The sequence below is a fragment of the Pseudomonadota bacterium genome, assembly GCA_036141575.1.
Lineage (GTDB): Bacteria > Pseudomonadota > Alphaproteobacteria > UBA2136 > JAPKEQ01 > JAPKEQ01.
In genome coordinates this window covers 1-24848 of record JAYZXF010000013.1, presented here as the reverse complement: position 1 = coordinate 24848, position 24848 = coordinate 1, and the positions used below count along the sequence as shown (strand labels likewise).

The following is a 24848-nucleotide window of genomic DNA, read 5'->3' as shown; positions in this document are numbered from 1 at the left end:
ATTATTATGCTACCGGTTTTACTACAAAGTTAACAAGACGGTTCGGTACAACTACGCACTTCAATACATCTTGATTTTCAAGGTGACTTGCTGCCGCTTCACGTGCTTTAACTTCCATTTCATCTTTAGGAAGACCAGCAGGCACCATAAGTTTCTCTTTCAGCTTACCATTAACTTGTACAACCATGGTAATTTCATCGTCTTTTGCGATTTCTGCATCAAATTCAGGCCAACTTGCTTCATAAAGTGGCATCTTATGGCCAGCAGACGCCCAAAGCTCTTCTGTAATATGAGGAGCTACAGGGTTTAGAAGCTGCATAACAACGTCACAACCATACTTAAACAAAGACTTTGCGGCGTCATCGTTAAGTTTCATTCCTGATAAAGTGTTTGAAAGCTCCATAATAGCTGCAATTAAAGTATTAAACTGGAAAGCTTCAATATCCTTAGATGCCTTAGCAATTGTCTTATGTATTGCACGGTGTACAGGCTTTAGGGAGTCACTACCCCATGATTCTGTATACTGTTTTGGCGCATTTTCACTCGCTTTTTGAATAAGAGACCAAACGCGACCCATAAAGCGCCACGCACCTTCAATAGCACCATCACTCCATTCAAGGTCACGCTCAGGAGGTGCCGTAAACATCATAAATGTACGCAGAGTATCTGCACCATAACGTTCAAGAAGAATATTAGGGTCTACACCATTATTCTTAGATTTAGACATTTTTTCCATGCGATTTACTTTAAGCGTTTCGCCTGTTTGAGCATGCTTAGCTGTTTCACCATCCCATTCAACATCGTCAGGATTGATATATTCGCCAGAAGTATCTTGGTAAGAGTTATTAATCACCATCCCCTGTGTTAACAATGACTTAAAAGGTTCGTGAGTATTTACATACCCTTGGTCCTTAAGCACTTTTGTCACAAATCTAGAGTACAACAGGTGAAGCACAGCATGTTCAATACCACCGATGTATTGATCCACACCACCTTCCATCCAGTATGCAGCCTCATCACCAATTGGCTTACTGCTTTCTACATCTGCATAACGAAGGAAGTACCATGAAGAGTCCATGAATGTATCCATTGTATCCGTTATGCGTTCAGCGTCCTTACCACAGCATGGGCAAGACACTTGCTTCCATGTCGGGTGACGATCAAGAGGATTACCAGGCGTATCAAAAGAAACATCTTTTGGAAGTTCTACAGGAAGCTGTTCTGCAGGAACAGGAACTGTTCCACAGTCTTTACACTCAATAAATGGAATTGGGCAGCCCCAATAGCGCTGACGTGAAATACCCCAGTCCTTCAAACGGAAGTTTACTTTACGCTCACCTTTGTTAAGGGCTTCAATAAATTCAGAAATTTTTACTCGGGCCTTTTCAGAGCTTAAACCATCGAATTCACCAGAGTTAGTAAGTATTCCCTGACCAGTGTAAACATCGCTGTCAGATTCATTTTCTTCAGGAGCGTTGATCACTTGTTTAATTGGCAAGTTATACTTTGTTGCAAAGGCATAATCACGCTCATCATGCGCAGGAACAGACATAATCGCCCCTGTCCCATAAGACATCAAAACAAAATTTGCGATATAAACTGGTAGCTCTTCCCCAGTAATAGGGTGTACAACAGTTTGCTCAAGTTTATATCCGCGCTTCTCAGCCTTTTCAATATCCTCAGCAGCCGTACCAAGCGCTTGGCACTCAGAAATAAACTCAGCAGCCTTAGAATCGCTCTCAGCAACCATAGCAGCAAGAGGGTGCTCTGGTGCAATTGCACAGTATGTACAGCCCATCAACGTATCAGGGCGTGTTGTGTATACCGTAAGTCCTTGGTCCCAACCGTTTACATCAAAAGTAAACTCAAGACCTTCACTACGACCAATCCAGTTCGCCTGCATTGTTTTTACACGCTCAGGCCAACCTTTTAGGTCATCAAGGTCATTTAGAAGCTGATCTGCATAGTTTGTAATGCGCAAAAACCACTGGTTCATAGCCTTACGCTCTACAGGAGCCCCAGAACGCCAGCCTTTACCATCAACCACTTGTTCGTTAGCTAGAACCGTATGATCAACAGGATCCCAATTCACAAGTGATTCTTTTTGGTACACTAACCCCTTTTCATATAAATCTAAAAACCATTTTTGCTGCTTCCCATAGTATACAGGAAGGCAAGTAGCAACTTCGCGATCCCAATCATATGAAAGACCAAACTTATTTAAATCAACCTTCATAGCTTCCACATTAGACAAAGTCCAAGCTTCTGGGTGCTTATTATTCTTCAAAGCTGCGTTTTCAGCCGGAAGACCAAAAGCATCCCACCCCATTGGGTGTAGTACATTGTACCCCTTAGCACGGTAATAACGCGCAACAACATCACCAATTGTGTAGTTTCTTACATGTCCCATGTGCAGCTTACCCGATGGGTAAGGGAACATCTCAAGAACATAATACTTTGGCTTATCTTTTGTTGCTTCACTCTTAAAGGCTTTGTTATCTAGCCAGCAAGACTGCCATTTTTCTTCAATACTAAAAGGATTGTACTTTTGCATAGTTGTTCTATTTCTTCTCTATTGGCTAGCTTTTGCACGCACACGGTAAGAACGTGCGTTTGTTAGGATTGTTTCTTCAAGTTCTTTAGCTGTTGCTTCTTGAGATCCAAGGTCCTCCCAACCAGTAGGAGTTTTTGATTTCTTAAATACACTTACATTCAAAGCAGAAGGTGAAAGCTCTTTACCAAGTAGCATAATGTTTACCTTAAACTGTTCTTTTGAATTAGATGGGTTTGTATACCAGTCTGTCAAAATAACACCACCAGCACTATCAGCTTGGTAAATAGGCATGAAAGAAACAGCTTCAAGTGAAGAACGCCATAGGTATGGATCAACACCAATACTTGCGCTTGCTGAATCAAGGTTATTGAAAGAATCTAAAAGGTTACCTGACTTTCCAGAAAAAAGGCCTGGCCCATCTGGAGCGTCATGAGGTTTTGGGTTTGGGTCTGTTCTTTCTAGACCGCTACCACATGCTGCTAGAGCAATTGAAGTTAGAATTGTTAAGCTTTTTGCAGTGTTCTTCATGTATACTTTTCTCCCAAAACATAAAAATCTTTGTACGAGCGCCATTATAGTACTGTTTTCTCATGTTTAACAAGGTGCAAGACACAAAAAAAACAGGCAGCATCCCGCTGCCTGTTTTTATAAAAAGTTCTGCTTAGAACTTAACGCGCATGTTAACGCCGTACACACTCATGTCTTCAAAGCTTGTAGCAGTGCTATCGTCAAACTCGAAGTTTTTGTAGTATGCAGCAGCAGATACACCGTGACCTAGGTTGTACTGACCAGCAAGACCGTAGTAAGTAGTCTCGTCGTCAGCTACACCAGCACCGTTTTCGTGCTTAGAGTAGTCAGCAGCAACTTCAAACGCGTCCCAAGTGTAACCTAGTTTCACGTAGTAGAAAGTTGGGTCATCGTTAGTACCAGCAACACCGTTTTCTAGCTCTTGCTGACCGTAAGCAACAGTCGCACCAAAGCCGCTGTCATGCTTAGCAGATAGAGAACCAGAGATTTGGCTTTCAGCGCCAACAGTACCAGTAGCAGCAGTGTTAAATGCAACGTAACCTAGACCACCTTTAATAGCAAACTCATCGATACGGCCGTGGTAGAATACACCAGTGTCCATGTCACCGCCTTGAGCAGCAGAAACACGTACTTGGAAGCCGTTAAAGATTGGAGAGTCGTAACGTACTAGATCTTGACGACCGTTACCGTCCATGTTGTCAGTAGCTGTACCAACAGAGTCAGTAGAGTAACCACCACCAGCAGTACGGAAGAACATTGCACCACCAAGGTCTTCAATGTCTGAACCTAGAACATCGCCAGCACCGGCCATGTCTTGCTCAGTAACACCGTCAGTAGCTGTAGAAGTGTGACCTACAAAGATCGCACCAAAGTCGCCACCAAGGCCTACACGTGAGTGACGTGCAGCAAGGTTACCAACAACACCGTTAGGAGTGTTTTGAGCGTTAGCAATTGTTTGGTTTTGAGTTAGAACATCAGAAGCGTTAGTCTGGTATTCCATTTCAAGTAGAGCAGACGCAGTTAGGCCGTTATCAAGAGCTTGTTCGCCCTTAAGACCGAAGCGTGTGCTTGAGAAGTCGTTGTCAACAACGTTGAACTCAGTGTCAGTACCGTCATCAACGATCATAACACCTTTGTTTACTTGACCGTACAGCTCTACGTCGATAGCGTTTGCGTTAGACGCAACACCAGCAACCGCAACAGCTGAAGCAGCAATCAACAGTTCTTTTTTCATTATATTTCTCCCTAAGGATTTTCTTTTATTACCATGAGCGAGACGAATCTCTATCACCAAGCAGTAAGATAAAGGTCTATATAAGTAGGGTCAAGTGTTTGGGCATTTTAGAGAAGGGGGTGTGTGCCATTTATGTAACGCTTTATTCTTCAAAGACTTTGCATTATAGTAAGTTCCCATGAAAGACTTTTATGACAAAATCAATGCTGAGCTTGACTTACAGGGTGCAACTCTTATTGCTGTTAGCAAAAAACAACCCGTATACAAAATCAATCAAGCTAAAGAATTAGGCATCACTCATTTTGGTGAAAACTACATTCAAGAGGCTCTTGGTAAGATAAATGATGGCGCTTTTTTAGATTGCACAACACACTTTATTGGGCACTTGCAAACCAACAAAACCAAAGAAGCTGTAACAAACTTTGATTTTATTCACTCTGTAGATCGCTTAAAACTTATCAAAAGCATTGAAAAAGAAGCAGGAAAGCTAGAAAAAACACAAAATATCTTTCTACATGTCAAAACCCACCAAGATAACAATAAGTCTGGATGTGCTTTAAATGAGGTTGAAGACCTTATTTTATATATCAAAGAAAACTGCCGACATATCCACCTTTGCGGCTTAATGTGTATACCTGCCTTACAAGTAGAACCTGAAGAATCCTTTAAAATCATTGCTGAGCTTATGGAAAAGTACCAACTTAAGGATGCCTCAATGGGAATGTCTGGTGACTATAAAGAAGCCTTAAAGCACGGCGCTACCTTTGTTAGAGTAGGCACCGCGCTTTTCGGCGAAAGATCATGACTGCGAGATCTTGTTTACAATATCAAGAAGCTCTTTTGAATCCTCAAAGAATACTTTAATGTGTCCAACACCCTCTTTTTGGGTGACTTGAACCTTAGAACCAAGCACTGTTTGCATGCGAGATTCTAGCTCTAAAGTTGCTGGGCTTACATTTCTCTGGCGAGGCTCTTTTTTCTTCTTTCCATCAGAGTGTTTTCGTACTAAATCTTCAGTTTCACGCACTGAAAGTGTCTTTTTAATGACCTGATTTGCGATACGAAGCTGTAATGATTCATCATGTGCAAGCCCAAGAAGAGCGCGGGCATGTCCCATTGTAAGTAAACCTTCACTCACACATTCTTTCAATTTTTTAGGTAAAGAGAGAAGGCGCATAAGGTTTGTGACATGACTTCTACTCTTACCTGTCACTTTTGCGATCTGTTCATGGGTATAATTGAACTCATTCATAAGACGCAAATAACCATCAGCTTCATCAATTGGGTTCAAGTCTGAACGCTGGACGTTTTCAACAAGAGCAATCTCAAGCGCGCGGCCATCATCCATCTCTTTTACAATAACAGGAACCTCTGAAAGACCAGCCATTTGTGAAGCTCTCCAGCGACGCTCACCGGCAATAATTTCATAACGATCCCCAGTAGGACGAACAAGTAAGGGTTGAAGTACACCCTGAGACTTAATAGATTCAGAAAGAGCCTTTAATGCATCTTCATCAAATGTACGGCGTGGCTGCGCATCTGAAGGGCCAAGAAGTGTTACTGACAACACTTGTGGTGCACCAGTACTCTCAAAACCACTACCTACAGCAAAATCACTATCATCTAGTAGAGCACCTAGACCTTTACCAAGACCTTTATTCATTATGCAGCTACTCCCACTTTAGTGCTTGAAAGCTGGTTATGGCGACGAATCATTTCACCAGCTAGGCGAATGTATGCCTGGCTACCAGCACAGTTCACATCATAAAGAAGAACAGGTTTACCATGGCTAGGTGCTTCTGACACACGCACATTACGAGGAATAAGCGTTTTATACACAAGACTACCCAGATGTTCACGAACTTCTTTTTCAACCATGCCTGAAAGCTTATTACGAACATCAAACATTGTTAGCAGTACGCCACCAACTTCAATATTCGGGTTTAGGTTACGCTTTACAAGTTTCACAGTTTGTAAAAGTTGAGAAACACCTTCCATTGCGAAAAATTCACACTGAAGAGGAACCATAACTTCTGTAGATGCTGAAAGAGCATTCAATGTAAGGAGCCCAAGAGAAGGTGGGCAATCAATAAAAATGTAATCATATTGGTCATGCACTGATTTTAGAGCATCACGCAGACGGTACTCACGCGCCATAACCGGTACAAGTTCAACTTCAGCACCTGATAAATGAATTGTTGAAGGAATAAGGCTCAAATTTGGAACACTTGTAGATAGGATTGTATCTTCAACTGCAGCTTTTTGCATAATTAAAGAGTATGAATTTTGTTTATTAGATGATTTATCCAAATTAAAGCCTGTTGTCGCGTTACCTTGAGGATCAAAATCTACAAGTAGTACTTTTTTTCCACACGCTGCAAGAGCTGTTGACAAATTCATCGCCGTTGTTGTTTTTCCAACACCGCCTTTTTGGTTAACAATTGCTATCACATGAGCCATTCGAGTTTTTCCTTTATTGGGTTTTTACGAATTGCGTTATTTTTATAATTTTCGCACCCTCTTTAGTTATACTCGGAAACGTTTCATATGTCATCTGATATTTTTTAGAACACTCTAATATTTCATCATTAAAGTTTTCACCTTTTAATAAAACCATTTGATCAACACGGTCATGTAAATGATTTGTCATTTCAAATATTTTCAACAATGCCGCGAAAGCCCTTGATGTTATAAGGATTCTTTTTTCATTTTCTAAATCTATTTCTTCAATAGAAATACATCTTGCAGAAAAATCACATCCCTTTAAATACTTTTTAGCAAAAGAATTTTGAAAAATTATCTTTTTATTCACAACATCACATGTCGTTACATTTTTATATCCCATTATAGATAGAATAATACCTGGTACACCTGCACCAGATCCTATATCGAGTATTTGTGTTTCATGTGAAACATATGGAACAAGTTGTAAAGCATCTAAGATATGTCTTGTATAAATCTTAGTTCTTGTATCAGGTCCAATAAGATTTATTTTACCTGACCATTTGAAAAGCTCTTCCGCATAAGTATCCAGAAGAGCTAATTGATCATCATTTATTGTAAAAGGAAGAGACTTAATCTCCTGTAAGAAGACATCTCTATCCTGCTTGAGTGCTTTGTTCACCATTTGGGTTATTCTTCCTTATATAAATCCATAAAGCTGTCAGAGCAGAAGGGGTCATACCACTAATACGACTCGCTGCACCAATACTGGCTGGCTGATAGGTTTTAAGCTTTTCAACCACCTCATTAGAGAGGCCACCGACCTTGCTGTAGTCTAAATCAACTGGAATCTCTAGAGCCTCATCCATGCGCATAGCATCAATCTCAGCCTTCTGACGGGACAAATAACCATCATAATGAGCCTCAATCTCTACCTGCTCAAGCGCCTTAGGCGCCAAGGTATCAATAGAGCCATCAAAAGCTTTAAGGCTCTCTAGCGTAATCTGAGGGCGCTTAAGAAGCTGAAACAGGCTCTGGCTATGCTCATAACGACCTGAGACCTCCTGTACATGAGCACCTAGCTCACTTGAAGGCTTGATCTTTGTTTCCTTAAAGTATGTCTCTGCCTGAGAGAGTGCCTCAAGGCGCGCTGCAAAGTGCTTTTGGCGGCGCTCAGAGATACAGCCAATGTCCATACCCTTCTGTGTCAAACGAAGGTCCGCATTGTCCGCTCTCAGCAGTAAACGGTACTCTGCGCGCGAGGTAAACATACGGTACGGCTCAGATGTTCCACGTGTAACAAGGTCATCAATAAGTACCCCTATGTACGCATCTGCTCGATCTAGCTTAAACTTTTGATTTGTTTTGACTTTTAGGGCTGCATTAAGGCCTGCCATAAGACCTTGAGCTGCGGCTTCTTCATAACCAGTTGTGCCATTAATCTGACCTGCCAGGAAGAGACCTTTAATCTTCTTTGTCTCTAATGTATGTGTGAGCTCTGTTGGATCAATGTAATCATACTCGATTGCATAGCCTGCACGCAGAATTTCAGCATTCTCAAGCCCTTCAATAGAGCGCACAATCTCAATCTGAGCATCAATTGGAAGAGAAGTAGAGATCCCGTTCGGGTAAACCTCTACACTATCAAAACCTTCAGGTTCTAGGAAAATTTGGTGGCGGCTCTTCTCAGCAAAGCGCACAACCTTATCTTCAATAGATGGGCAATAACGTGGCCCAACACCTTCAATTACACCAGCATAAAGTGGTGAACGACTTAGGTTTTCACAAATAATTTCGTGAGTTTTCTCATTTGTATATGTGATATGGCAAGGAATCTGCTCCTGCTCAATTGTCTCAGTCAGGTCCGAGAACGGTACTGGAACATCATCACCGTGCTGCACTTCAAGCTTTGAATAATCAATGGTGCGTGTATCTAGGCGAGGGGGTGTCCCTGTTTTTAAACGCCCAAGCTTAAAGTTAAGGCGGCCTAGAGTTTCACTGAGCTTCATAGAAGCAGGCTCACCTGCACGACCAGCTGACTGCTTAGAGTCACCGATATGAATGAGACCTTTTAGGAATGTTCCTGTTGTAAGGATAATAGACGGGGCATGGAACTTAAGACCAATAGACGTGACAACAGCAGAGACTTCACCGTTTTCATCAAGCTCAATATCATCAACCATTGCCTGCTTGATTGTTAGGTTCTCTGTACCCAGAAGTTCCATTTGTACCGCTTCGCGGTACAGTTTACGATCTGACTGTGCACGTGGACCACGGACAGCAGGACCTTTACTCGCATTAAGAATACGGAACTGAAGACCTGAAACATCTGTCATGCGTCCCATGATGCCGTCCAAGGCATCAATCTCACGTACAAGGTGCCCTTTAGCAAGACCACCAATAGCTGGGTTACATGACATTTGACCAATTGTATCAAGGTTACCTGTAAGCAAAAGAGTATCTGCGCCCATGCGCGCAGCCGCAGCAGCCGCCTCAGAACCTGCGTGCCCACCACCAACAACAATCACATCATATGTATATTTCATCTCTTTTCCTTTTGCATACATAAAAAACTATCTCTTTGATCTAATGTATAGACCGTTAAAAATCAAGCTTTAGACATGTAAAAAAAGACCTCTTTATTGAAAAAGAGGCCTTTTTAAAGAGTAGGGGACTTTTTATGCTTTTGGATTTAACCCTGAAAGCTTCTCTCCACCAAGGATGTGATAATGCACATGGAAGACTTCTTGACCTGCATTTGGGCCTACATTTGTAACAACACGGTAGCCATGCGCATCACAGCCCGCAAGCTTTGCAATCTCAGGAATTTTTGTTTGTAAATGGCCAAGAAGAGTAAGATCTTCTGCTGTTGCTTCATTCACTGAAGGGATAAGCTTTTTAGGAATAACAAGCGCATGTACTTTAGCTGCAGGTGAGATGTCACGGAAAGCAAGGACATGCTCATCTTCATAAACCTTGTCACATGGAATTTCACCACGTAGGATTTTACCAAAGATTGTCTCGTTATTTTGGATATCTTGTTCGTACATATTTCTAACTCACATTATTAGCTATTTATTAATTTTGTTCATGTGGTCCACGAAAATTGTGTTTTTGCGAGAACTCAAGCGGAGTATATATCATCATACATGAGCATGAGGAGCGCAGCAAAAACCAGTTTGCAGTGCCACAGGGGCGGAATTAATGGGCTTCATCCCAATTGTTACCTATACCCACACCAACTTTTAATGGCACTTTGAGGGGTATAATGTTTTCCATAATTTTTTCAATATTTGCGACTTCGACTTCTAGAACATCTTCTTTGATTTCAAAGATCAATTCATCATGCACCTGAAGAAGCATGCGAACATCTATACTACCAAGATATTTTGCATGGATTTGGATCATGGCTTTTTTAATGAGGTCCGCATTACCACCTTGAAGAGGAGCGTTAATTGCAACGCGCTCTGCGCCAGATTTCAACATACCGTTAGAAGCATTAATATTTGGCAACCACAAACGGCGCCCCATTAGCGTTTCTACATAGCCATTTTCACGGGCAAACTCTTGTTGGCCTTCAATGTAGTCTTTAATACCTGAATAGCGCTCAAAGTAGTTTTGAATATACTGAGCTGCCTCTTTGTTGCTTACACCAACCTGGCGCGCAAGACTGTGGGCACCCATACCGTAAACAATTCCAAAGTTAATAGACTTAGCAATACTACGCTGCTCTGATGTGACTTCATCAAGAGGTGTTCCAAAGATCTGATGTGCTGTGAATGCGTGAATATCTTGTCCGCCATTAAAGGCTTCAAGTAGACCTTCAGCGCCACTCATATCTGCAAGAAGGCGAAGTTCAATCTGAGAGTAGTCTAAACTCACCATTTTGTAGCCTGTGCGAGGCACAAAGGCTGTACGAATTTTACGGCCTTCCTCAGTACGGATAGGAATGTTCTGTAAGTTAGGGTCAGTTGACGATAGACGGCCCGTAGAAGCACCCACAGGGTTATAACTGGTATGTACACGCCCATCTGCTGCGATTTGTTCCTGAAGGGCTTCTGTGTACGTGCTCTTCAGTTTTGCAAGCTTACGGTAGTTTAAAACCTGTGCGGCAATGTCATGGCCTTCATCTGCAAGAGCCTCAAGGACTGTTACATTTGTTGACTTCGGTGTTTTGCCTTTCAGTGTCAACGCCATATCTTCAAAGAGAACTTTTGAAAGCTGCTTTGGAGAGTTTAGATTAAACTCTGAACCTGTCTCGCCATAAATAGACTTTTCAAGCTCTTCAAGCTTTGCTGAGAACACTGTTGTCATCTCTTGTAGAACTTTGGCGTCTACTTCTACACCTTTACGTTCCATAGAACGAAGTACTTCAAGGAGTGGAAGCTCTAGCTCTTCGTAAATTTTTTTAACACCGGCATTTTGATCTTGGTTCAGCATTTCCTCAAAAATAAGGTACAGCTGCAACGTAATGTCTGCGTCTTCTGCTGCATAAGCTGTCGCAGAAACAATATCCACATGATCAAACGTCACTTGTTTTTGACCAGTACCGGCAACACTCTTATATGGAATAGGCGTAATACCTAGGTAACGCTGGGATAGGTCATCCATATTGTGAGCATGGTTACCTGCGTTCAGCGCGAAAGACATAAGCATTGTATCTTGTACATTATTCACATGAACATCGTACTTATGCATGATATGCATATCGTACTTAATGTTTTGACCAATCACTTTAATTTCAGGGTCTTCAAGTATCTCTTTCAAAAATGGAAGAGCTTCAGATTCTGTTAACTGAGGTGTTTGACTAAGGAGGTCAACCTTGTGGTTGAGTGGTACATAACATGCTTCACCCGCTTCTACAGAAAGTGAAAAACCTACTAGCTGGGCTTCTTGCACATGAAGGCTTGTTGTTTCAGTATCAAAAGCCACAAAACCTTTGGCTTTAATTTTATCCATCCACGCCTTTAGGGCTGGGAGGGTATCTACTGTTTGATAAGACTTTTTCTCAGACTCTTCTTCAACAACAGCATCAGCAGAAGTATCACCGTTCCTGTGTTTTTCACCTTCAGCTTTTACTTTTTTCGCCAGGCTGAAAAATTCAAGTTCTGTAAGAATGTCTGCCGCTTCTGAGCAATCAGGGTGAAAATCTAGATCTTCGCCAGTCACAGAGAGAGGCACATCACTCTTTAGAGAAACAAGCTCACGAGACATAAAGGCTTTATCTTTATTGTTTGTGAGGTTTTCTAGGAGTTTCGGCTTTTTAATATCATCAAGGTTCGCATAAAGTGTTTCAAGTGAACCATACTCACCAATCAGCTGCGCTGCTGTTTTAGGGCCAACACTTGGCACACCTGGTACGTTATCACTACTATCACCGATGAGAGCTTGGACTTCAATTACCTTATCCGGCGTTACACCAAATTTATCCATCACCTCCTCAAAGCTCATAGACTTGTTCTTCATGGTATCAAGCATAGATACGTTATTTGTCACCAACTGCATCAGGTCTTTATCAGAAGAAACAATCGTAACTTTATGGCTGTCACCGTAGTCTTTCGCAAGAGTCGCGATAATATCATCCGCCTCATAGCCGTCTACACGTAGGGCAGGGACACCAAACCCAGCAATAAGTGGTTCGAAGAAAGGCATTTGTGCCTTCATATCGTCGTCCATTTCACTACGGTTTGCTTTGTAGTCTGGGTAAATATCATAACGGAAATTTTTCACAGGGCTATCCAGTGCCACAGCGCAAAGGTCAGGTTTAAGGTCAGTCAGAACCTTAATCATCATCTGCGAGAAACCGTACAGAGCGTTAGTTGGTGTTCCATCTGTTTTATTAAGCATACGCACCGCATGATACGCGCGAAATAGAAAGCTAAATCCATCAATAATGACGAGGTGAGGGGTGTTATTCTTTTCCAATTTTTCCATAAAGCCAAAATAACGGATTCATGAATTTAAAACGACTCTTTTTTATAAAAAGATAGGAATAAGAATTAAAAAGCCTGAGCGCTTTGTTTTGTTGTAAGGCTTTGCCTTTTTGATGATTTGTAGAGTAGACGCTCTACTTAAAAAGCGAGAAAAGCAAAGAGTTACTCAAATAAACTTATTTCTTTTAGTCTCTCAAACGTTTAATGAGTACATACAAAGCACCAACACCACCATGCTTAGGTTTAGCGGAGTGGAAGGCCAATACATATGGAGAATCAATCAACCAGTCTGTAACCTGAGATTTAATGGCACCCATATTACCTTTTTCACCGTAGCCAGAGCCTTTACCATGGACAAGAAGAAGCACACGAGAGCCAGATTTTGCACAGCGCGCAAGAATATCCTCTGTACGATTTTTTGCTTCATTCACAGTCATGCCATGAAGGTCTAACCTTGCATCAATGGCAAAGTTCCCTTTCATAAGGCGGCGGCGCGTTTTCTCATCCACACTGGCACGCGTTGCAGACATATGATCCGCGCGAGAAGTATCCTTATGGTGCATACCCTCTGGTTGTTTTTTGGATTTTCCTTTGAATTTCTCAATAAGAAGCTGCGCTGCCGAAGGCCCTTTAGAAACAACAATTTCATCTTCGGGTTCTTCTACAGCAGGTTTTTGAGTTTCTTCTTTTGCTTCCTCAGGAAGCTCTGCCTTCTTCTTACCTTTAAGAGGCTTGACGTCATCTACTTCTTCAAGCCATTCATGCCAATCTTTCGCCATAAGAAACTATGCCACCACAACTTCTGTCACTGGCTCATCAAGCTCTAGAACTTCTTCTGCACCAAGCTTTTTAAGAGTTTCATTTATGGAAAACTCTTCCAAATCAATAGGAGCAGCAAAGGCATCAAACCATGCATAGAGCGCATGAGAAGATTCCATATAAGTTTGTGGAAGGCGAGGCGCGTTCAATGCTTTTTCTGTCCACTGAGCAACTTCTTTCGCATGGGGGTTTAAAGCACGCTCTGCTTCAATAAGCAGGTCATAAACTTCTCTGTAGTTATGCTCTTCTGAAAGGTTAATAAGGAGCTGTCTTGCCTTAAGGGCATTTCCAGATTTAAGGTGAGCGGCAGCCATAAGCATGATGGCTTCAGGTGTTTCTGCAATACCTTGTACAAGAAGAAGCGTCTGCTTCACGACATCAGGCTTACGGTAACGCTTCTTCATAAGCTCAACCCAAACACTGTAAATCATAGGGTGAGGGAGGTGTTTCCACATTTCTCCAGCAAAATTAAAGGCCGCGCGCCATTTCTTTTGATCAATAAGACGGTTGAGATGATAAAGCGCTGTTGGCAGTGTGAGACCAAGTTTCTTGTTTGCAAGTTCAACCATTTTTGGAGCGTCTTCACCTTTAAGTAACGCCAAGGCTCTTTGTACTGTTTGCTTTTCTTCTTCTGAGTCATCAGCATGAGCAAGGTACAGTTTCAAGTGATCTTGTGCTTTATAAAAAGCACCTTGGTGGAGGTAAATCAGCATCGCTTGCTTAGCAACCCAACCGTTCTTTGGGTATTCTTCCTGACAACTTTCTAGAAGGAGTTCTGCTTCATGCCAGTTTTTTTCTTTAATACTTTGAGCCAGAAGACCACGTAATCCTGCAAGTTGGCTTTTCTTTTCTGCTGCAAGCTCAATATAAAGCGCTTCAGCTTTGTCAGCTTTCCCTTGATGGGAGAGTGCTTGGGCTTCGACTACGCGGCTGAGTCTTGTATCTGCAAGAAAAGCAGCAGACTTATGCGCTGCTTTTTGGGCCTCTTTCGCATCACCAAGGCTTAGAGATTCAAAGGCTTCAAATAAGTAGTTAAGGCCTTTAGCCTCTGATTTGCGGCCACGGCGCGCTTGTAAAAGCTTTGGAAACATTTTAACCCATGAAAACAGATACCCCGCAAAGAAAAATCCACCAAGGCCACAGACAAGCGCGACACAAAGCACTGTTGTAGAGAAGCGGATATCATACCCTTGCCAAACAATAACAACGTCACCAGGGTTGCTTGTGATGTTTTGTGTGATAAGCCCTAAAGCTGCGGCACACAGGAAAAGAATAATTCCTCTAACGAGCATAAAAAGCCCTCACACGCTCTAAAAGTTTCTGCTGGTTCATGTAAGTAAGTAGTTCTTTACCACCTTCAGTAAAACGACGATCTACTGAAAGTATTGGACTTTCTTGAATCCAAGCCACCGTCGCTTCATAGTTACCATCCATAAGATGCGCTTTCAGCTTATCACTATGTGCTTCCCATTGTTCGTCATATGACATGGCATAATCTTCTACAGTTTGCTTCTTCACTGTCACCCATTTAGAAAGAGATTTCTTCCATGTAGAATCGCTTTCAGCAAGGATATTGCCACTAACTTCCTGAGCGCGCTCTTCTCTTGAAAGGGGGCCTTTATGAATCGCATCTAAGAGTTTAACAACAGTTTTATTTGCTGACAGTCTTTTACCAGCAAGGAGAGAAAAGTCTGTACCAACAAAAGCTGGTTCTGTTTTCAAGACATCAACTACTGAAGCAGGATTACTTAAAGCCATAAGTGCAACACGCTGCTCTTCGGTTTGCATATTGAGAGATTCAATTTCCTGTGACTGTGTTTCTGTAATTTCTGTCAATGCGTTAATTTTTTGATTCAGCTGATTAATGACTTCAATATATTCATCAATGATTGGCTCTTCTTCAATGAAAGTAATTTCTGTTTCTACAGCTTCCTGGGTAGTTACATTCATATTTACGCCTGCATCTTCAATAACCACTTCTTTTACAGGGGCAGGCTTTGTTTCAGCAAGAGTTGGCGCTGGAAGAATATCTTCAACCACAGGGAGGGTTGTGATTTTTTCAAATGGTGTTGGCCATACAATAGTGAGTAGGTACATACCTAAAACAGCAAAAAACGCTAACGCCCAAGGCGATCTTGTCTGTGACGACTTTTTACCGTTTTTTTTCTTTTGCGGTTTATCATCCTTTTTAGGTGCTTCTACCGCTTTTGTTGCTTTTTTCTTTGTGGCCATATTGGTATGTCCTTTTTGCTTATAAACTTGAGAACTATGATGACATAAAAGGCTAAAGAGAGCCAGATGTACTGATTTCCTGCTTCACTTTACTGATAAGATCTTCTTTAGTTGGTGTGTTTGCAAACAACACCTGACTCCAACCTTTTGAATGTTTTGAAATGTCTTCACTTAAACACACAGCCGTTGCTGAGCTAAAATCAATATTTCCATTTATGAAAAGATTTTGTGTTGTCGTTAAAGCTGCTTCTGACAGAAAGACAAAGATATCCTTTGAAAGGTTTCGGAATGACTGTATCTCAGCAGGTGAAAGCTTTTCTTTATAAGATACCTCATAACAAACTTGAGTCTTAACAGAACCACCGCTGTTTTTAATAAGGCTATACCAATCTATTTTTGCTGAAGAGCCTGCTAAATGAACAAAGTGGCCAGCGCCTTTGGTCGTTACAATATCTTTTGCTAAATCTGTTGCTGAACCTTGGCCTGTAAGAGCAACTGTTCCTCCCAAAAAAGTTACAGATTCTGTACTTTTTTCACCAACACAATAGAAAGGTGGGAACTTTGAAAGGTCTTTTTCTTGAAAACTTTCTACTGCCAATGCACTTGTAATAATAAGCCCATCAATATCCCTAAGCTCTAATTCAGATAAGTAAATTGAACTGAGTTCATGTTTTGAGATTGGAAAAGATTCCACATTTTGAAAATGTTCTGAAAAGGCCTGCTGAAAGGCTGGAGTTCGCTCACGCGAGCCTACGATGATAATGCGGCTTTGCATTCTGCAATCACTTTATCTGCACCTTGCTCTATAAGAACATCAGCAACATGTTGGCCAAGAGTATATGGATCTTCTACTGGCATTTTTTCACGGGCACGGAACACAGTTTGGCCATCCATTGAAGAAACCATTGCAATCAAACGAAGGTTTCCGCCAGCCGTGGCCTGACAGTATCCAGCAACAGGCGTTTTACAATCTCCACCAAGTTTTTCAAGGAGAGAGCGTTCTGCTGTTACACAGGCCCATGTTTCTGCATGGTTAATGGCAGAAAGCGCTTCAAGTGCTACATCATCATCGCTGCGACATTCAACACCAACAATACCTTGCGCAAGAGCCGGCAACATAAGGTCAGGTTCAAAAACAGTATGAATTTCTTTTTGTAGTCCAAGAAGGTCTAGCCCAGCTTTTGCAAGGATAATGGCGTCAAATTCACCATCTTTCATTTTTTGGATACGTGTTTCTACATTTCCGCGAATCGGTTGAATATTCAAATCTGGAAACATGTTTTTCAATTGTGAAACACGGCGAATAGCGCCAGTACCAACAGCAGCCTTTGCTGGAAGTTTTTCAAAGTCATATTTATTTGAAATATAAACATCTCTTGGATCGTGACGCGGAAGTACAGCTTTAATTTCAAGCCCTTCTGGAAGGTGAACAGGAACATCTTTCATAGAGTGTGCTGCAAGATCTATAGATTTATCAAGAAGAGCGTCTTCAATTTCTTTGGTAAAATCACCTTTACCACTCAACTTTGCTCTGTTTCCCCAAGCCTGTGAACGGTCACCAGTGGTGACAAACTCAACAATCTCAACTTGAATATCATGGCACGCATCTTCAATGTGTTTTTTCACAAGGTTTGCTTGAACAAGAGCAAGTTTACTACGACGTGTACCAAGTTTTAGCGTTTTCATGAGGATATGTGTTCCTTCTGTTTATGAGCACACGCTACAACGCTCTTGGTAAAAAGACAACCATTTCTCCATCACTATTTTGATGAGCCGCCATTTTTTCAGCTTCTTTGCCATCACCAGCATAGATATCCACCCGGCCAACACCTTTGATTGCCCCACCTGTATCATCTGCACGGAGCCTATATGTTTGTTCTGTATTATCAACAGTACGTGTTGTTTTAAGGATAAACGGTAGGCCGTAGCTCATCGTTTTTGGATCAATGGCAGCGCTTCTAAATGCTTCTAATGTTTTTTTAGAGGACCCTTTCACATCTCTACCCCAACCAAAGAAGATATAGCGAGGATTGGTATTAAAGAGAGGTTTCATTTGCTCAGGGTTCCCTTGAATCCAAGATTTAATAGAAAACATATCTGCGTTTTCTAGTGTGAGCTCACCGTCATCAACAAGAACTTTACCAATACTTGTATAAGGTTTTCCATTATGAGCAGCAAAAGCGGCAAGCTTCTTTTCACCATTTTCAAAATTCACATAGCCTGAGCCTTGCACTTGAAGGAAGAACTTATCAACAAGGCTATCTGTATAGAAGAGAACATCACCGTTCATTTGTTCAATTTCAGCGCGTTCATAATAAGGCACCACTTTATTTCCTTGAATCATACCAATCCAAACATTGCTTTCATCTTCATCAAAAAGCTTGGTATGAATTTGAACAAGATTTTTTGGTTTTGAATGTACTGGAACGTTATATGTTTCTGTCTTTGTATAAGACCCACTTAGGGCAGGGGTATAATAAGCAGTGACCTTTGCAGATGGCTTACGGAAAAATTGATTCTTTGTCTTATGAATTTCAGCAGGGGTAAACACTGCTTTAAAGGTTTCCAGTGATGAATCTTCTTTAAGGCTTTTACAAGCAGGCTTAAAATCAAAAGATTCTCCCGCTACAAAAGTAGGGCCCTTTTTAGATTTTTCGCAGAATGCAAGAATATTTGTATAGGCATACTGGATATCTTGCTCTTTATAAGAATCCCAAGACACTTCTTTTATAGATGTTTGTTCACATCCAACAAGAGCAACAGAACAAAAAGCTGCGGCATAAAGTTTTTTCATGAGGTTTAACCCCTAAGAAGGTTTTTGGATTTTATCCAAGTCCCAGTTTGGATCATCACTGTCCACAGGACGTGCTAGTGTCCAAATCACTTTTTCAGATGACTTATCATCAAATGAGACATCAAACATCACATCAACAAAAGCAGTACGACCTTTTACGTCCGCATTCACAATGCTTGATGTTTTGATCTTATCAACAAGCTTAAGACCTTTCGGGTTTGAATCGAGGTAATCACGGGTTTCATCCATGAGACGTGGAGAAAGGAAGTCTTCAAGAAATTCTTCATCATCATCTTTAAGAGATTCGTAGTACATTTTAAAGGCATTATCAGCTCCCTTCAGGAACTTACCTTCTTTAAAGAAAGGATCCATAGACTTAAGTTTATCCACACCTGTAAGAGGTTTATCGTCCTTCTTCTTAGATTTAAGAGGAACAACTTTAGTGGCTTGAACAAAATCATCCTCTGTTGAGCCAATAAATGTTTTGAGAGGTGGTTTCTCTTTCTTTTTGTCATCCTTAGGAAGTTTTGTTTGGAAAAATCTCGAAAATACAAAGATTCCAACAACAATGAGGAAAATAAAATCGATTAAAGTAAGGCCTTCTTGCATTGTTCTTCCCTTTATTAGATAACCTATTCACCCCAAGAGTACTCACTTCGTCTTCTTTTCTCAAGGCTCATTTTACGGATTTATCCACAAAAAGAAAAAGCCTGTGGATAACGGTGAAAACTTACGCCCTCAAAAAGGCTCATATTTTTACACACAATTCTCCACATAGATTTACAGAAGTTTTCCAAGGTGGAAGATGCATGTAAGTCCTTTATGTTAAAAACTAAATAAAAGTTATCCTTATTATCCCTGTGTCTTAATATAAAAATTATTTTTTATATATTTATATATATTATTTTATAGTCCGTAGATGTGGATTGTTTAGAAGTTAAATTCTAACGATGAATAAACCTGCACATGTGGACTAGAATTAAAAGAAAGTTTCGTATAGTGTGAACTTATGAAACTATTAAACACACTCCATGGATCTACACATGAAACACCTCCTTGTTGGATGATGAGACAAGCAGGTCGTTACCTTCCTGAATATAGAGAACTTAGAGCAGAAGCAGGTGACTTCTTAACTTTAAGCTATACACCTAAGTATGCAACAGAAGTCACACTTCAGCCTTTAAGACGTTTTGCTTTTGATGCAGCAATTCTCTTTAGTGATATCCTTGTTATTCCCCATGCTCTTGGTATGAGCTTAAGATTTGAAGCTGGGGAAGGCCCTGTTCTTGGACGTGCAAGTACACTTCAAGAGTTCTCAAATTACTTTAAAGTGAGTAAGGATACATATCACCAACATTTAGATCCTGTGTATAAGGCTGTTTCTTCTATTCGTGAAAATTTAGAAGATGATAAAACGCTTATTGGTTTTTGTGGTGCACCTTGGACGGTGGCAGCATATATGACAGATGCAAAACCTTCTAAGAGTATTGATAACCTCAAAACTTGGGCGTTTCAAAATCCTTCTCTTTGGGCAGAAGAAATGCTGAATCTTGCACGCATTTCAGCAGATTATCTCAGCAAACAGGTTGAAGCAGGCGCTCAGGTTCTACAAATTTTTGATAGCTGGGCAGCTTCAGTACCGGCTGTGTTGTTCGAAGACGCGGTGATGAACCCTCTTCAAGAAATGTGTCGTCTACTTAAAGATAAACACCCTGAGACGCCGATTATTCTATTTCCTCGTGGTGTGGACAGTCGTACCCTAGAAATGATGATAGAACGATTTGGTGACCTGTTTGACGGTCTTGGTGTGGATTATTCAACACCACTTGAGCATGTGGCTCATCTCCAAAAGCATGTAACCCTACAAGGAAACATGGATCCTATGGTACTGATGACAGATCCTGAAACAGTAAAAGCTCATGTAGAAGATACACTTCTTAAGGTAGACCCTACACAGCGATACATCTTTAACCTTGGCCATGGTGTTACACCTAAAACACCTACCCAAAATGTTCAGGCTATGGTTGAAGCGGTACAAGGGAAATAAAGATGTACCTAACGTTTAAAGCTCTTCATATTATTGCCATTGTTTGCTGGTTTGCTGGTTTGTTCTATTTGCCACGTATCTTTGTGTATTACGTTGAACGTGCAAAGACAGAAGAGACTAAGCAAGTTCTACAAACAATGTCTTATAAGCTTTTAAACTACATCACAACACCTGCAGCCATTGTGTCTTGGATCTTTGGTTTGATCCTTCTTATCCAAAATCCTTACCTGTTTGAACAGGGTTGGATTCATGTGAAGCTTACATGCGTGGTTCTTTTAACGATTTACCATATGATTCTTATTAAATATAACCGTGAAGTTCAGGCTGATCGGGTGGAAAAGTCTGGCAAATACTTTAGAATTTTAAATGAAGTACCAACACTTTTCCTTATTATTGTGGTGATTCTTGCTGTGACAAAACCTTTCTAAGGATCACAAAAAGCTTGACGGCTGCACACAATCCATTTTAAATGAACGTATCAGTGCATCTCCAGACGCTGCAAATTTCAAAATTAAGTAAACAAATTTCCATTTAATCAATCAAAAGCAGATACAAAATCTAATGAAACACCTAAGTGAACTAAAAAACAAAAGCACAGAAGAGCTTATTGAAGTGGCTTCAGCTATGGGTATTGATGACCCAGCAGCCATGAAACGCCAAGAAATCATGTTTGAAATTGTCAAAGCAATTCCAGAAGAAGAGCGTGATGTAAAAGCAGAAGGTGTTCTTGAAGTTCTACAAGATGGTTTTGGTTTCTTGCGTTCTCCAGACAGTAACTACTTCCCTGTACAAGAAGATATTTATGTTTCTCCAAGTCAGATTCGTCGTTACGGTCTAAGAACTGGTGATACGATTACAGGTTCTGTACGTCCACCTAACCCAGGTGAGCGTTACTTTGCTCTGCTTAAACTTGAGACGATTAACTACGAAAACCCTAAAAATTCTAAGTCTCGTCGTAACTTTGAGAAGCTTACTCCACTTTACCCGAACGAGAAGTTCAACCTTGAAGGTGACGACCCAACAGATAAAAAGAACATGACAGGTCGTATCATTGATCTTGTCGCTCCAATTGGTAAAGGTCAACGTGCAATGCTTGTTGCCCCACCAAAAGCTGGTAAAACAATGATGCTTCAGTCTATTGCTCACGCAATTGAGAAGACTCAACCTGACGTTCACACGATTGTTCTTCTGATTGATGAGCGTCCTGAGGAAGTAACAGACATGCAGCGTAACGTAAAAGGTGAAGTTGTTTCTTCTACGTTTGATGAGCCTGCAAGCCGTCACGTCCAAGTGAGTGAAATGGTGATTGAAAAAGCGAAACGCCTTGTTGAGCAAGGTAAGGATGTTGTCATCCTTCTTGACTCTTTGACACGTCTTGCTCGTGCTTACAACACAGTTGTGCCAAGCTCTGGTAAAGTTTTAACGGGTGGTGTGGATGCACATGCTCTACAACGTCCAAAGCGTTTCTTTGGTGCGGCGCGTAATGTGGAAGAGGGTGGCTCTCTTACAATTATTGCAACGGCTCTTATTGAAACAGGTTCTCGTATGGATGAAGTGATCTTTGAAGAATTCAAAGGAACAGGTAACAGTGAAATCTGGCTAGATCGTAAGCTTGTTGAAAAACGTACATACCCAGCGGTAGATATTACTAAGTCTGGTACACGTAAAGAAGAGCTTCTGATTGGTAAGGACGATCTACAGCGTACATGGTTGCTGCGTCGTATTCTTCAGCCAATGAACCCTGTAGAATCTATGGAGTTCCTACTTGGTAAGATGCGTGCAACGAAGAACAACGCAGAGTTCTTCCAAAGCATGAACAAGTAAGTTCTCAAAAAGTTTAAAGCCCTCGCAGTAGCGGGGGTTTTATTTGTCGGAGTAGGTAAAGCTTGCTTGTGTTACATAAAAAACTTCACAAGACCCATCACCTCTGTCTGTTCGGCTCTGAGAGGATATCCACCAACGATTCTTTTCTTCGTCATCAACACGAACTAAATATCCTTGTAAATCAACAAGTGTGCCTTCTTTGAATTTTTTAACCATAGTTGCCACATGCTCATTTGCTGGGAGAATGTGAACATTCGCGCTGTTATTAAAAATTTTCTGTTCTGAAACAGCAGCAGAATTGCCCCACTTTACATAGTACCAACGGCGCGCTTGCTTAATTTTTAACTGATCTAAATAAAAATTAGAGCTCATAACATCCCAGCCTAAAGCAAGGTCTACAGGGGAAAGGTCTGCCCATTTTGAAAACCTGTAATGTTTTTTACCAAGAACTCTCGCACGGAGTTTATAATATTGTAGAGGTGTAATTAAAAACTTTCCTTTCTTAAAAGGGAGTTCAGATGTTTGTTCTTGTAGAGGTTCTTTTTTTATAAGGATTCCATCAGGTTGTTTTACTGGAGATTCATGAAACGTAAGGAATAAAAAAACTGCTGTAATAGCAAGGACAGTGAGGTAAAAATGTAATTTTGAAAAGCTCATAAAGTTCATCATATAAAAAAAGCTACCCAGGTGGGTAGCCTTTTTTGAGAGCTTTATGCTATCGACGCTCGCCAATCAGCTGAAGTAGGTGGATAAACATAATTACGAAGTTAACGTAAAGTGTGTAAGCACCGTAGATCGCGCGACGTGCCGTTGATACATCATCACCAGCGTGCTGATGGTACATATCACGTAGCATGTTTGTTTCGTAAGCTGTAAGACCTGCAAATAAAGGAACAGCAAGAAGACTAATCATGAAGTCTAGGCCGCTCATCTGGAAGCCCATAAGGCTACCAACAATGTTGATAATCACAGCGAAGAATAGGCCCCAGACACCCATCATTAGGAAGTTACCCCAACCAGAAAGTGATTTACCTGTTACGTAACCGTAAGCACTTGCACCAGCAAACATGCCTGCAGCTGTAAAGAAGGCTAGAAAAACACTTGCGCCTGTGTAAACAAGAGCGATAGGTGCGAGAGCAAACCCTGTCAAAGCACTAAAGAATGCAAACAAGCCTAGCGCAACAGCAGGCTGTAGGCGGTTAATTAGGCCAGCCATTACAAAGCCAGAACCAATCCAAAGAACCATAAAGATAAGCTGAGTCGCTGGGTTTACAGCAACTTGAAGCAGACCTGGAGAGTTAATTGTAAGGAAGGCAACAAGGCCACTTAGGGCAACTCCACCAGTCATGTAGTTGAAAATCATGCGCATATATGCAGCAACAGCGGCGTCATTTGTGCGTACTGTTGATGCAGCGTGAGACATATTCATTTCATTTGTCCTTTTGTTTAAATTTCATTATCATCGCACGGTAATATACGTGCTTGTATAGGGATATATTGAGGCATTACGCCAAAAAATCAATAAAAACCGAACAAGACTCGTCCTATTTATCTGAAACCTTTTGAAATGAAGGGGTACGAATATGACCCATATCGGAGTTCCTAAAGAAACCAAACCTGCTGAAATGCGCGTAGCGCTGACACCTGCTGATGCGGGGACACTCGTTGATGCTGGCCATACAGTGTGGATTGAGTCCAGTGCTGGTGAAGGCGCAGGCTTCAGTAATGATGACTATGCAGCAGCTGGCTGTCGTATTTGCGCAGATGCAGATGCTCTTTATGCCATGGCTGATTTGGTTGTAAAGGTAAAAGAACCTCAGCAAGGGGACGTTGACAGACTGACAAAAGATCACCTTTTGTTCTGTTACCTGCACCTTGCAGCAGAACCAAAGCTTACAGAAGACCTGAAAAATATTGGCCTGACAGCCGTTGCGTTTGAAACTGTTGTTGAAGATGGTAAAACACCACTTCTTGCACCAATGAGTGCTATTGCTGGGCGCTTGGCAACACAAAACGGCACATCTTTCCTGCATTCGTCTAAGGGTGGTCGCGGTGTTCTTCTGGGTGGTATTTCTACCCATAGTGCTGGTAACGTTATGGTGATTGGTGCAGGTGTTGCCGGTAGGGAAGCTGCTATTCTTGCTGCAGGTATGGGTGCAAATGTAACCCTGCTTGACTTGAATGAAGAGCGCTTGAAAGAAGTGAAGGCAAAATATCCTGCTATTAACACACGTCTTTCAAATACGGAAACCATCAATGAGCTGTTGCCAACATGTGATTTGCTTGTGGGTGCAGTGTACGTACTAGGCCGTAAAGCACCAACAGTGGTGAGCGCTGAACAAGTGAAGATGATGAGGGAAGGTTCGGTGATTGTTGATATTTCAATTGACCAAGGTGGTTGTATTGAAACATCGCGTCCAACCAGCCATGAGGCGCCGTAT

23 protein-coding genes are annotated in these 24848 nt (G+C 41.4%); 5 read left to right on the top strand and 18 right to left on the bottom strand.

Going from position 1 to position 24848, the window contains the following annotated elements; translation table 11 throughout:
* Nucleotides 1–4: 4 nt before the first annotated feature.
* The 3 genes from leuS to VX730_06265 all read right to left on the bottom strand — a co-directional run bounded on the left by leuS (nt 5) and on the right by VX730_06265 (nt 4316).
* Nucleotides 5–2554, bottom strand: a complete 2550-nt coding sequence (leuS, locus tag VX730_06275; protein MEC9291992.1) for a leucine--tRNA ligase — start codon at nt 2552–2554, stop codon at nt 5–7.
* A gap of 18 nt (nt 2555–2572) precedes the next feature.
* Nucleotides 2573–3082: a DUF3576 domain-containing protein gene (locus VX730_06270; protein ID MEC9291991.1), complete on the bottom strand. Its 510-nt coding sequence runs from the start codon at nt 3080–3082 to the stop codon at nt 2573–2575.
* Between the two features lie 133 nt (nt 3083–3215).
* A complete protein-coding gene (locus VX730_06265) occupies nt 3216–4316 on the bottom strand; it encodes a porin (protein MEC9291990.1) in 1101 nt (366 codons plus the stop codon).
* A gap of 178 nt (nt 4317–4494) precedes the next feature.
* Between VX730_06265 and VX730_06260 the strand changes: the two genes are divergently transcribed.
* Entirely contained in the window at nt 4495–5121 is a 627-nt protein-coding gene (locus VX730_06260) for a YggS family pyridoxal phosphate-dependent enzyme (protein MEC9291989.1), read from the top strand.
* Here the strand turns inward: VX730_06260 and VX730_06255 are convergent.
* The 13 genes from VX730_06255 to VX730_06195 form a co-directional block, all read right to left on the bottom strand.
* Nucleotides 5116–5979, bottom strand: coding sequence for a ParB/RepB/Spo0J family partition protein (locus VX730_06255; GenBank protein MEC9291988.1), 864 nt, complete (start codon nt 5977–5979; stop codon nt 5116–5118). The genes VX730_06260 and VX730_06255 overlap by 6 nt on opposite strands.
* Nucleotides 5979–6776 carry an AAA family ATPase gene (locus tag VX730_06250; protein MEC9291987.1) on the bottom strand — a complete coding sequence of 266 codons (798 nt, stop codon included), beginning with the start codon at nt 6774–6776 and terminating at the stop codon, nt 5979–5981. Before VX730_06250 ends, VX730_06255 begins: the two co-directional genes overlap by 1 nt.
* 13 nt (nt 6777–6789) lie before the next feature.
* Nucleotides 6790–7443, bottom strand: a complete 654-nt coding sequence (gene rsmG / locus VX730_06245; GenBank protein MEC9291986.1) for a 16S rRNA (guanine(527)-N(7))-methyltransferase RsmG — start codon at nt 7441–7443, stop codon at nt 6790–6792.
* Nucleotides 7415–9304 (bottom strand): tRNA uridine-5-carboxymethylaminomethyl(34) synthesis enzyme MnmG, encoded by a 1890-nt coding sequence (mnmG, locus tag VX730_06240; protein MEC9291985.1) that lies wholly within the window; start codon nt 9302–9304, stop codon nt 7415–7417. The genes rsmG and mnmG overlap by 29 nt, the downstream gene beginning before the upstream one ends.
* A gap of 132 nt (nt 9305–9436) precedes the next feature.
* A complete protein-coding gene (locus tag VX730_06235; protein MEC9291984.1) occupies nt 9437–9808 on the bottom strand; it encodes a histidine triad nucleotide-binding protein in 372 nt (123 codons plus the stop codon).
* A 151-nt stretch (nt 9809–9959) separates the two neighbouring features.
* Nucleotides 9960–12692 carry a DNA polymerase I gene (gene polA / locus VX730_06230; protein ID MEC9291983.1) on the bottom strand — a complete coding sequence of 911 codons (2733 nt, stop codon included), beginning with the start codon at nt 12690–12692 and terminating at the stop codon, nt 9960–9962.
* 184 nt (nt 12693–12876) lie between these two features.
* Nucleotides 12877–13470: a Smr/MutS family protein gene (locus tag VX730_06225; GenBank protein MEC9291982.1), complete on the bottom strand. Its 594-nt coding sequence runs from the start codon at nt 13468–13470 to the stop codon at nt 12877–12879.
* Nucleotides 13471–13476: 6 nt separating this feature from the next.
* Nucleotides 13477–14802, bottom strand: coding sequence for a heme biosynthesis HemY N-terminal domain-containing protein (locus VX730_06220; GenBank protein MEC9291981.1), 1326 nt, complete (start codon nt 14800–14802; stop codon nt 13477–13479).
* A complete protein-coding gene (locus VX730_06215) occupies nt 14792–15742 on the bottom strand; it encodes a hypothetical protein (GenBank protein ID MEC9291980.1) in 951 nt (316 codons plus the stop codon). Before VX730_06215 ends, VX730_06220 begins: the two co-directional genes overlap by 11 nt.
* Nucleotides 15743–15794: 52 nt before the next feature.
* Nucleotides 15795–16517 carry a uroporphyrinogen-III synthase gene (locus VX730_06210; GenBank protein MEC9291979.1) on the bottom strand — a complete coding sequence of 241 codons (723 nt, stop codon included), beginning with the start codon at nt 16515–16517 and terminating at the stop codon, nt 15795–15797.
* Entirely contained in the window at nt 16493–17428 is a 936-nt protein-coding gene (hemC, locus tag VX730_06205) for a hydroxymethylbilane synthase (GenBank protein ID MEC9291978.1), read from the bottom strand. Before hemC ends, VX730_06210 begins: the two co-directional genes overlap by 25 nt.
* 34 nt (nt 17429–17462) lie before the next feature.
* Entirely contained in the window at nt 17463–18536 is a 1074-nt protein-coding gene (locus tag VX730_06200; protein MEC9291977.1) for an MltA domain-containing protein, read from the bottom strand.
* 12 nt (nt 18537–18548) lie between these two features.
* Nucleotides 18549–19145 (bottom strand): TIM44-like domain-containing protein, encoded by a 597-nt coding sequence (locus tag VX730_06195; GenBank protein MEC9291976.1) that lies wholly within the window; start codon nt 19143–19145, stop codon nt 18549–18551.
* A 400-nt stretch (nt 19146–19545) separates the two neighbouring features.
* On the opposite strand from VX730_06195, the gene hemE reads away from it, so the two are divergent.
* From hemE to rho, 3 genes are all read left to right on the top strand, one after another.
* A complete protein-coding gene (gene hemE, locus VX730_06190; protein MEC9291975.1) occupies nt 19546–20583 on the top strand; it encodes a uroporphyrinogen decarboxylase in 1038 nt (345 codons plus the stop codon).
* Nucleotides 20584–20585: 2 nt separating this feature from the next.
* On the top strand, nt 20586–21011 hold the full coding sequence (hemJ, locus tag VX730_06185; GenBank protein MEC9291974.1) for a protoporphyrinogen oxidase HemJ: 426 nt from the start codon (nt 20586–20588) through the stop codon (nt 21009–21011).
* A 133-nt stretch (nt 21012–21144) separates the two neighbouring features.
* Nucleotides 21145–22407 (top strand): transcription termination factor Rho, encoded by a 1263-nt coding sequence (gene rho, locus VX730_06180; protein ID MEC9291973.1) that lies wholly within the window; start codon nt 21145–21147, stop codon nt 22405–22407.
* Nucleotides 22408–22446: 39 nt separating this feature from the next.
* Here rho and VX730_06175 read toward each other — a convergent pair whose 3' ends face one another.
* Complete coding sequence (locus VX730_06175) at nt 22447–23064, bottom strand: hypothetical protein (protein MEC9291972.1); 618 nt, start codon at nt 23062–23064, stop codon at nt 22447–22449.
* A gap of 58 nt (nt 23065–23122) precedes the next feature.
* On the bottom strand, nt 23123–23836 hold the full coding sequence (locus tag VX730_06170) for a Bax inhibitor-1/YccA family protein (protein MEC9291971.1): 714 nt from the start codon (nt 23834–23836) through the stop codon (nt 23123–23125).
* 154 nt (nt 23837–23990) lie between these two features.
* Here VX730_06170 and VX730_06165 point away from each other — a divergent pair.
* Nucleotides 23991–24848 (top strand): alanine dehydrogenase (locus VX730_06165; GenBank protein MEC9291970.1); only part of this gene is annotated, 858 nt, incomplete at its 3' end.

Coding starts and splice junctions, on each gene's coding strand:
- VX730_06170 (MEC9291971.1), bottom strand. CDS start 23,836: ATGAATATGTCTCACGCTGCATCAACAGTACGCACAAATGACGCCGCT.
- VX730_06225 (MEC9291982.1), bottom strand. CDS start 13,470: ATGGCGAAAGATTGGCATGAATGGCTTGAAGAAGTAGATGACGTCAAG.
- VX730_06215 (MEC9291980.1), bottom strand. CDS start 15,742: ATGGCCACAAAGAAAAAAGCAACAAAAGCGGTAGAAGCACCTAAAAAG.
- hemJ (MEC9291974.1), top strand. CDS start 20,586: ATGTACCTAACGTTTAAAGCTCTTCATATTATTGCCATTGTTTGCTGG.
- VX730_06260 (MEC9291989.1), top strand. CDS start 4,495: ATGAAAGACTTTTATGACAAAATCAATGCTGAGCTTGACTTACAGGGT.
- hemE (MEC9291975.1), top strand. CDS start 19,546: ATGAAACTATTAAACACACTCCATGGATCTACACATGAAACACCTCCT.
- VX730_06250 (MEC9291987.1), bottom strand. CDS start 6,776: ATGGCTCATGTGATAGCAATTGTTAACCAAAAAGGCGGTGTTGGAAAA.
- VX730_06265 (MEC9291990.1), bottom strand. CDS start 4,316: ATGAAAAAAGAACTGTTGATTGCTGCTTCAGCTGTTGCGGTTGCTGGT.
- VX730_06255 (MEC9291988.1), bottom strand. CDS start 5,979: ATGAATAAAGGTCTTGGTAAAGGTCTAGGTGCTCTACTAGATGATAGT.
- mnmG (MEC9291985.1), bottom strand. CDS start 9,304: ATGAAATATACATATGATGTGATTGTTGTTGGTGGTGGGCACGCAGGT.
- hemC (MEC9291978.1), bottom strand. CDS start 17,428: ATGAAAACGCTAAAACTTGGTACACGTCGTAGTAAACTTGCTCTTGTT.
- rho (MEC9291973.1), top strand. CDS start 21,145: ATGAAACACCTAAGTGAACTAAAAAACAAAAGCACAGAAGAGCTTATT.
- VX730_06175 (MEC9291972.1), bottom strand. CDS start 23,064: ATGAGCTTTTCAAAATTACATTTTTACCTCACTGTCCTTGCTATTACA.
- VX730_06220 (MEC9291981.1), bottom strand. CDS start 14,802: ATGCTCGTTAGAGGAATTATTCTTTTCCTGTGTGCCGCAGCTTTAGGG.
- polA (MEC9291983.1), bottom strand. CDS start 12,692: ATGGAAAAATTGGAAAAGAATAACACCCCTCACCTCGTCATTATTGAT.
- rsmG (MEC9291986.1), bottom strand. CDS start 7,443: ATGGTGAACAAAGCACTCAAGCAGGATAGAGATGTCTTCTTACAGGAG.
- leuS (MEC9291992.1), bottom strand. CDS start 2,554: ATGCAAAAGTACAATCCTTTTAGTATTGAAGAAAAATGGCAGTCTTGC.
- VX730_06200 (MEC9291977.1), bottom strand. CDS start 18,536: ATGAAAAAACTTTATGCCGCAGCTTTTTGTTCTGTTGCTCTTGTTGGA.
- VX730_06210 (MEC9291979.1), bottom strand. CDS start 16,517: ATGCAAAGCCGCATTATCATCGTAGGCTCGCGTGAGCGAACTCCAGCC.
- VX730_06235 (MEC9291984.1), bottom strand. CDS start 9,808: ATGTACGAACAAGATATCCAAAATAACGAGACAATCTTTGGTAAAATC.
- VX730_06270 (MEC9291991.1), bottom strand. CDS start 3,082: ATGAAGAACACTGCAAAAAGCTTAACAATTCTAACTTCAATTGCTCTA.
- VX730_06195 (MEC9291976.1), bottom strand. CDS start 19,145: ATGCAAGAAGGCCTTACTTTAATCGATTTTATTTTCCTCATTGTTGTT.